At 50.8% G+C, this 6,343-nt stretch carries 4 protein-coding genes; all 4 read right to left on the minus strand.

Features of this window, described 5'->3' with window-relative positions:
• Nucleotides 1-341: 341 nt before the first annotated feature.
• The gene (locus VE954_RS13625) at nt 342-554 is read right to left on the minus strand and encodes a hypothetical protein (protein WP_324953588.1); all 213 of its coding nucleotides are present in this window, start codon (nt 552-554) and stop codon (nt 342-344) included.
• 238 nt (nt 555-792) lie between these two features.
• Nucleotides 793-2,154 (minus strand): hypothetical protein, encoded by a 1,362-nt coding sequence (locus VE954_RS13630; protein WP_324953590.1) that lies wholly within the window; start codon nt 2,152-2,154, stop codon nt 793-795.
• Nucleotides 2,155-2,487: 333 nt separating this feature from the next.
• Nucleotides 2,488-3,045 carry a hypothetical protein gene (locus VE954_RS13635; protein ID WP_324953592.1) on the minus strand — a complete coding sequence of 186 codons (558 nt, stop codon included), beginning with the start codon at nt 3,043-3,045 and terminating at the stop codon, nt 2,488-2,490.
• A 112-nt stretch (nt 3,046-3,157) separates the two neighbouring features.
• Nucleotides 3,158-6,193, minus strand: coding sequence for an ATP-binding protein (locus VE954_RS13640; protein WP_324953594.1), 3,036 nt, complete (start codon nt 6,191-6,193; stop codon nt 3,158-3,160).
• Nucleotides 6,194-6,343 lie beyond the last annotated feature (150 nt).

Genomic DNA, 6,343 nt, shown 5'->3' on the forward strand with positions numbered 1-6,343 from the left:
GGCTGTCGTCCAATCGCAAAGCAAAGGGTACCCTGGCAACCCAACGGGCTCCTCGGAACCTTTGTCGGGCTTTCCCTGAAGAGTTTTTGTGTCAGTTGCGGGCTGCCCCGAATTAATATTTTTTGGCTTGCAAGCTGCCACGTGAAGCGCCATTATGGCTGAAAATATCCAGACATAGCATCGCATTATGACACCCTCCTCGAGCCGACACCAAGGAAAAAAATCATTCAGCAAGACCTTTTAAAATTGGCATATGCATAAAGCATAAGCTGATCTGGCAAAGTGTGCACGCAAAAAGAATGAGCATGAGTTCTTATCGCGCAAGTGGTGAAGACCTGCGCTCAGGAAAGCTCGTTGGATGTTGATTGACTCGCGGCTGCGATTGATGATTGGCCGATATTGTGTTCGAGGTGCTTATCCATGTCGAGGATAGCTTGCCTGGTCATAACCCACAGATTAATCTGCCAAAGGGGTCCAGGCTCTGGAGCCGGCATTTTCTCCAGATCGGTCGCGAGGATTTCTCTAATGATCGTGATTAGCTCATCACTGCCCATCCTATTGTCCTCCTGAATGCGGCGCAGACGTTCAGAGTATGACTTCCGCGCATAGGAATGGGAAACAGCATTTGCATGGGATCACATGAAAACGTTGCATACTGATCGATTGAATAGTCTTGTGTGATTACGAATCGGCGGTTCCTGCAACCTGCCGATTCAAGAGGAGAGAGCTTGAAGTTTATGCAATACGGAGAGGCGCGGTGGGGAGATTCCGAGGAAATCCCTCCTCTTTAACTCACTCCCAGAGCTTGATGATAACGAGCATTCCGTCCTGGGCCCCACCATTTTTCGTCTGAACGGTTGTGCCGGTGACCGCAAGATCGTTGGCACACGTTGTTCCTCCGAGGACGAGCAGGTTGCCTTTTTGTGCTATTGCGGCAAATGATTGCAGTTTCCCGTCGCCCCGGCATGTTCCACCGATGCGTGTGTTGATCTCGGCTTTCGTGAAGTCGCGTGAAAGGACGAAAAGCCCAGTTTCCGCGTCTTTAGAGTGTCCAAAAAGGTTATCAGGATCGCGGGTAGGGAAAGCGCGACTGATCCCCTTTGGCAAGTAGATGCGCCCCCACGCATCCACTGCATGGTGTGTGACGTGTGACCGCAGGAACGTAGCAAGGACAGGTTTTTTCTGAGCTGGGTCGTAAACCATGTACATAGTCGACAAACTGTTCGGACCGGCCTGGAATGTCCCTTTGCTGATATTATCCTCAAGCTTGATGTCGAGCTGAGGGCAGCTTGCAGCATTCTTGCAATTCGGATCATCTCGCACGGGCCAGCGGGCTAACGTTGAATTGCCGCCGTCAGTCCATCCCTTCAGGCCGACCATGCCGTTGGGCAGTGGAAAAACATCATACCCACGTGAGTCGGCTCCGAGACTTTTGTCGAATGCAACACTGGCCCACCAATCCCACATGCGAGCTTCCTGATTTTCAGAAGCGTCACAGTTTGTGCCTGTTTTGCAGACGAGAAAGGTCGGCTGCATGAGGTTAGCGTGGACGTGTCTTGTCCCAAAATAATAGGAAAGACCTGACCGTGGATCGTCGAATTTCTTGGCGTGTTTCGCCGACGACCAGTTGGTGTTCCATTCTTTGTAAAGTGTGGGTTTGTCGGAATAAGCATCCGCGTCAGGCGTATTCGCGTCCCCCTCAACTCTTGCACTTGTCAGGCCTGGGGAGTAAATAACGCGAAAGCCTTTTCCTTCAGCCGTCACAGAGCCATCATCAGCGATGCTGACATTTCGAATGTACTGATTGCCCGTGCCTCCTACGTAAGTGACTACCGCCAGGGAAGGTACAATATCGGGCGCCGCCGTCCGTGCTTCTGCCTGTGGCACCCAGGGAATAGTGCCGGGAGAGTTTTCTGAAGTCTCATCAGCATCTCTTGCTTTGAAAGCGGTGGTCTCTGTCTGCTGGGTATCCTGCTGGGTGTTCGCAGGGTCTTTATCCCGGGACGATGGGCCTCGGCCGCATGCAGCCAGTCCACTGCACGCTCCAGTCAGGAGGAGCGCGATCACCGGAATACGCATTTGATGATCACGCGAAAATCCACAGTGGTTATATTTATTTTTGCCTTTTTTTTTGGCTCGATTGGCATAAATCATGAATCACCTCTTGTATGGCTGAGTGCCGTTCACAATTCCACTCCGGAGCACCCGGGACGGAAAGGGTGGCCAGCATTGGTTGTAGTAGGTTTTTTGCTTAAGTGCGGGGCTGTCATTGCGCAAAGAATTCTTTAAACGCTTCGAAGCAATTGATCATGTTCATAGAGGAATGTCAAGGCCGTGGACGGATCAAGAGTGCAAGGTTTATGCGACAGCAATCTTCATAGGAACGTGTGGAGTGGCCAACAAAAATGGCCCCGGAAGATATCCTCCGGGGCTTGTTGCTGCCAAGGCGACGACAGTTCTCAACGAATCACGAGCGCCTCCATGGACTCAGCGCATGGTCCGCTGGATATTGATGAAATCCAAGGGACGATCTTTATCGCGGGAAAGTTGGGAATTCAAGGCAGAAGGGGCTGGACCTGGCTCAGGGTAAGGCTCGGATGGGTTGGAAGGACTGGAAACTTCGCAAGAAGCAGCCTCCTGCCATCCAAAAAACGAGCCCTGCGCGGCACTCAAAACAAACACGCCCTCACCACTGCGTAAGACATAAACCCGACCGTTTGGACATTCTTTGAACTCGTAATTTGTGACAAAGTGCACACTGGCTGTGCAGCCGTTACTTCCTCCAGCGAAGGACGCAGGGTCTGCTGGCTTCCCTATGGGTGGGCTAGGGTAGGCGGGAGACGTGGGGCATTCGACGATTGCTTCCACTGCCTTCCAACGGGTTTGATCTCCACCGCCGTCGGTTACCATCAGTGCCGATCCAAAAGCGATCGCTCGGCTATATTCGTGAAGGTCTTTTGAAGAGGGGCGACTATCCTGGCCAAAGCAAAGACTGGATGTTGCGACTGCGCATAGTGTTGCAACTGAAGCGAACGCGGCTTTCATAGAAACTCCTTTGTTATTCTTCATAGAAGCAGTGACAAGGGAGAGTGGTTGCGAACGTCGTTTTTGTCTCAAGAAAAAGTAGGGCAATCACGTTGGACCCGAAAAGAAAGCACTAGGCAGCCTTCTGGGAATCGTCCAGCTGGAACAGGACAAGCGGCAGGCTTATAACAAAAGCGAAGGCACAATAACCTTCGTCAACCGCCCGGTTTTTCTGAAGGCGGATGTTTATAATGCCGCCGACCTGGTCGATTGATTCTTTAACGGCGGCCATGCCCACGCCTCGCCCTGAGATGCTCGTCACGGTTTCGGCTGTGCTCAAATCCGCATTAAAGATCAAATTGGCTAGATTTTCGGCATTTTCGGACGCTTGTCGGGCCAGCAAGCCCTTCTTGAGTCCAATTTCCTGAAGTTTCTTCAAATCGAGGCCACGACCATCATCCTCTACAAATAAGTCAACCATTCGTCCCCGTAGGCGCGCCGTGACGCGTACCGTGCCGTGTGCTGGTAGTCCCTTGGCTTGTCGTTCTGCCGGCATTTGAATTCCATGATCAAGCGAATTTCTTAAAAGATGAACGAAGCAGTTCCTTAACAGATCCTCCGTTGAACGACCCACCCAAAGCTCGACGATATTGAGGCTCAAGTCCGGGACGGGCTTGCCTAGCTCCACGGATATCGGCGCCGTCTCAGAAAAAAGTTGTCGAACGAGGCCTTCTAAAGAGATGAATAGGGATTGGCGCATGACTTTAATCGAGTCCAAGAGACAGTCGCTGAATGGGGTGCCGCTTTCCAGCTGAATATTCAAGTGCTCGTAAATTGTCATCAAAGGATTTCGCGGAACATTCACGGCTTCGTCGCCGGATACTTTGCGAGCGAGTTTCTGGATCGCGATATTATGGTAACGTTGAAACGTAGCTTCTATTGTTGAAAGATTCAATTGTACGGCGTCCAGGTTCACATTGAGAGGGTTTTTACTCATGACATCCACGAAAAATTGCTCAGCAGAGTGGATCGCGTCATTCATCTGACGAAATCCAAAACTACGGGCAATACCTTTTACAGTATGTATATTCATGAACATTGATTTCAACGTGCTCATCGGGTCACTGCAGGTTTGCAGGTCTTCCATTAAAATTCGGTTTTTACTGGCCAGGCTATTGCAGTTTCGGGTGAAATTCGACCAATCGTGTTCGCTGCGATTCAAGATCTCGCTTATAATGCCCATCTCCTCGTCCTTCTGCGCTGCGGCTTTCTCCATGCCTTTCAGTGCCGTGACGTCTTTGATTGAAACCAGCACGCGTTCCACTGTGTGATAATCATTGCAGATTGGTATCCAGTCCAATTCGAAAGCAAAGCGATCGTGATTCTGATTGAGCCCGTTAAGACTTCTTGGCAGAAGATGCGAATTAGCCTCGAATGCAAATTCCTGCTCGTTGAAGCATGCAAGTAACGCCTGGCTGGCCTGATCAATTTCGTCGGCGGTCATAGTCGTGCAATGCGCAAGAAGCGGCATGAGGGGCTTATCGCGTAAGTTGGATTCGGCGAATACATACTCCAGATGTCGCGAATAGTCTTTGTGAATTGATATGTCAGACCCTGACACGGTGCATATCCCCAGCTCGATATGCTCCATGATACTTTGGATGTCTCGCGTCTGCTCAATCACCCGCAATTCAAGGGTTTGGTGCAGCCTGGAGATTTGATCGCGTTCTACAGCAAGCTGTTTGTTCAGTCGGATATTCTGTAGAGCGATGGCGCCCTGAGTGGCAATGGGTTGGGCGATATCAATGCTGCGTTGGCTGAAGAGATCGTAGAGCTGCGTATTGGCAAGATAGCAGTATCCAGCTATGGTTCCTTCGGACTTCAGCGGCAAAAGCATGACCGATCCCGCAGCAGAAGGCCGGCCCCACTGTTGTCCCTCGCTCTTACGTATGATCGGGTCAGTTGGGCTGGCTTGCAGAGTTTTCTGAATGAAGTGCTGGTCAACTTTAACCTTGAACAGGTCGGCTGCTTCGATTCTAATATTGTGGGCCGCGTGGGGAAACCAGCGTTCATTCTCTCTAAAGTACAAAACTGCCAGTTCTGCACCGGTTGCCTGACAAAGGGACTCCAGCAATCCCTGGTAGAGAGCGGTCGTATCATTCGTAGCGCTGAGCTTGAGGAGAATATCCATCAAAGCGCGCGTTTCAACCTGCTGGCGTAAGGCAGTGCTACGACGTGTGGCACTGCGGGAGGCTTGCTCCGTTACCAGGCTGCCCTCAGTTTCCTCATTTCGAGTGGATTTTCTGTTATTGAGTACCTGTTCACATAAATTCTCATGAAATTTCCAGTTGCGGACTTGAAAGTGCTGCCTTGCCATGTGGACATAAACATGGGCCAAATCAGGGTCAAACTCGTGCATCAGTTCGCCGAGGAGCAAACGACCTTCGGCAGCCGGAGTTAGCCAATTTCGAGCGCTTGCATAGCGAATACCACGCTCTATTATCATGCGGCCAACCCTCGGCCAGCCGAGAGCAAAAAACCAGCGGCCACTTTCATAGCAGGTCTGTGGGTGGAAAACCCTAACACGCAGGAGTTGGTTGATCCAGGCGATTCCAAGAATGCCTAGTGCCTGAAGTTTGCGGTTTTGCTTGATCAAGATACGTGCATAGAGTATTGGCGGAAAAAGTGCGAACGTCACCCGGTGGCTACGCTTCAAGTTTAATGTAAAAGTTCTTTTTGCGAATTTTTCAGCCTGCTCCGGTTTTCCAATGTAATCGGAATATTCAGCAATGCCAAGGCAGCCAAGGACGGAATCGAGAGTGTCATACCCCAGAGTCTGTAAATTAAGATCTGCTGCTTCCACGTGCGCAAGGATTTGTTCCGCCTGCTCCCTGTTTCCACTTTCCAAAGAATGGCGAAAAATGCAGCTGAGAGGAGTGGCGGCAAAGCGAATTTTTTTCCAGAGTTCTATGAATTCATGAGATCGAAGTCCCGCTTGGCCATTCTCCGCGCCATAGTAGTCAAGAAGCAAGAGGCTGAGGGTGCACATCGATCGCCAAAAAGATTCGCCAAGTGGCGCTAAATTAGAAAGGGCTTCTTCTATTTTCTTTTGCCCGGCTTGGAGATTGCCCCGGGGCACGTCAGAGGTAAATCCCCAGCAAAAAAGCACGAAGCTCTTGTCAACTGGATTGGCGGTCTTGTCAAAGTAATTGTATGCGTGACGGTAGCAAGTGTTCGCAAAATTCTCTACTCCGAACGCGCTCAGCGCAGTCCCCCAGTATCCGAATAGGCTCGCTCGGTGTTTGTTGTCCTTATAAGA

The sequence above is a fragment of the Oligoflexus sp. genome, from assembly GCF_035638955.1.
In the GTDB taxonomy this organism is placed as follows: Bacteria; Bdellovibrionota_B; Oligoflexia; order Oligoflexales; family Oligoflexaceae; genus Oligoflexus.

Coding starts and splice junctions, on each gene's coding strand:
- VE954_RS13625 (WP_324953588.1), bottom strand. CDS start 554: ATGGGCAGTGATGAGCTAATCACGATCATTAGAGAAATCCTCGCGACC.
- VE954_RS13630 (WP_324953590.1), bottom strand. CDS start 2,154: ATGATTTATGCCAATCGAGCCAAAAAAAAAGGCAAAAATAAATATAAC.
- VE954_RS13635 (WP_324953592.1), bottom strand. CDS start 3,045: ATGAAAGCCGCGTTCGCTTCAGTTGCAACACTATGCGCAGTCGCAACA.